Here is a 1,976-nt window from a genome sequence, read left to right as displayed (position 1 = left end):
TACGGGGTACGGTGGCTTGAAACCGATTTAGGCATTACCAAGGATGAACACGTCGTGGTGTTGCACGATGACTACCTTGACCGGACAACTTCGGGAAGCGGGCCGTTAACGGACATCATGTTCAATGACCTCCGGCAGCTGGACGCGGGAAGCTGGTTTGATTCTGAATTTACGGGAGTGAAAGTTCCAACGCTTGATGAGTTAATTGACTTTATAAACCGTAGTAAGGTTAACATCAACATCGAGCTTAAAGCGGTCATCGGCCCGAACGCCAACCGGCTGGCGGATTCTCTAGTCAAACAGTTTGCGGCCGCCCTAGACCGGTTAAACCCAGATTCGCGGGTAATTATTTCATCGTTTAATCCGCTTATGCTATTAAAGATGCAACAACTAAAACCCGCCCTGGAATACGCCGTTCTTTTTGAGGACCACACGTTCTATGACGACTGGACGCTGATTATGCAGGCAACCGGCGCGCAGATTATTCACCCGCAAAGTGAACACCTGACGCGCGGAACCGTCCAACAAATGAAGGACTACGGCTACGAAGTCAACGTCTGGACGGTTGACACCATTGACCGGGCCAACGAGCTGTTTAACTGGGGCGTTGACGGCATCTTCACTGATATTGCCCAGTCATTCCCACCGCACCACCAGAAAGGAGCGCCGCGCTATGGAAAATTCCTCACCACGTGGTTCTAATGCTGTACTAAACAAAATGGGCTTTAAGTCCGGTAACCAGCTGACCGGTTTTTTGACGGTCGTTGTTGCCGGCCAGCTCGTGTATTCTTGCTTTGAGGCCTTTAAGGGAACGTTTTACGACCTCTTATTAAAGGTGCTCGGGTTAAACAACACCCAGTTGGGGATCATCTTCAGTCTGATTGGTATTTCGGTCTTTTTCTACATCCCGGGCGGATGGTTAAACAACCGGTTCTCAATCCGGTCGCTGCTAATCTCGGGACTGTTAATCCGAATGACGACCGTCTTCATTATTATTTTCTTCCACCCCACGTTTAATGTTCTGCGAATCATTGCAATTATCTGGGGATTGACGGACGCCTTCTTCTGGCCAGCAGTTCTCAACGGGGTCGATTTGATGTCGGATAAGGGCCATAAGGGGTTGGCCTACGGGCTATTGGAATCCCTCCGGCGAGCGTTGGAAATGGGGATGAACCTCCTAATTGTTGGGGCGATGGCCCTCTTTGGGGGCATTTCCATTTTCAAAACCGGGATGTTGGTTTATAACCTGCTAATCATCCCGCTGGTTCTTTTCATCTTAAAGTTTGTGCCGAAAAACGGAATTGCTGCTGCGGAGGACGATTCCGGTGAAGGAAAGAAGTCCGGCGATGCGCTGAAAGGGCTCATTAAAGTGCTCACCATGCCCCGGGTATGGTTAGCCGGCATCACTGCCCTAACGATTTACTGGTCATACATTAACCTGATTTACACGGTTCCGTACCTGCAGGCGGTCTTTCACATTAGCCAAACGGAAGCATCGGTCTTTGGCATCATCAACACCGGCGCTATGGGGGTCGTTGCCGGCGCCATTTCGGGGGTCATCTCCGACTACGTCTTTAAGTCAACGTCGCGGATGATGTTTGTTTCCCTTGGGGTTACCTTCTTAGCACTGATCGCCGTTCTCATCGTTCCAAAAAGCCACCAGTTCATGTGGCCGAGTATCATCCTACTAATGATCTTCGCGTTTGCTATTTTCCTGGCAAAAAGCATTATCCTGGCACCAGTAAGTGAAATCGAAGTCCCCGAAAAGTACTCCGGTTCCGCAATGAGTGTAGGATCATTTGCCTCGTACGCCCCGGTCTTTTGGGCATACGGGTTAAACGGGATGATTATCGACCAGCATAACCCGATTACAGCTTATAAGATCATCTTCTTTATCAGCGTGCTGGTTGCCGGGGCCGGCGTCGTTGCCGCTTTCGTTCTCATGATTGTGAACCGCAAGCATGACCAACAAAGGC

2 protein-coding genes are annotated in these 1,976 nt (G+C 50.2%); both read left to right on the top strand.

Annotated features, from left to right (window positions below; translation table 11 throughout):
* A partial coding sequence (locus tag ACI3EZ_RS07290) for a glycerophosphodiester phosphodiesterase family protein (protein ID WP_405025971.1) occupies window positions 1–702 on the top strand: 702 nt, incomplete at its 5' end.
* Window positions 674–1,976: MFS transporter (locus tag ACI3EZ_RS07285; RefSeq protein ID WP_405025970.1), on the top strand; the 1,303-nt coding region annotated here is incomplete at its 3' end. The genes ACI3EZ_RS07290 and ACI3EZ_RS07285, both read left to right, overlap by 29 nt.

This window comes from Ligilactobacillus sp. LYQ60 (assembly GCF_045033015.1).
Taxonomy (GTDB): domain Bacteria; phylum Bacillota; class Bacilli; order Lactobacillales; family Lactobacillaceae; genus Ligilactobacillus.
The sequence above is the reverse complement of the archived record's forward strand: the minus strand, read 5'-3'. Positions and strand labels throughout refer to the sequence as shown.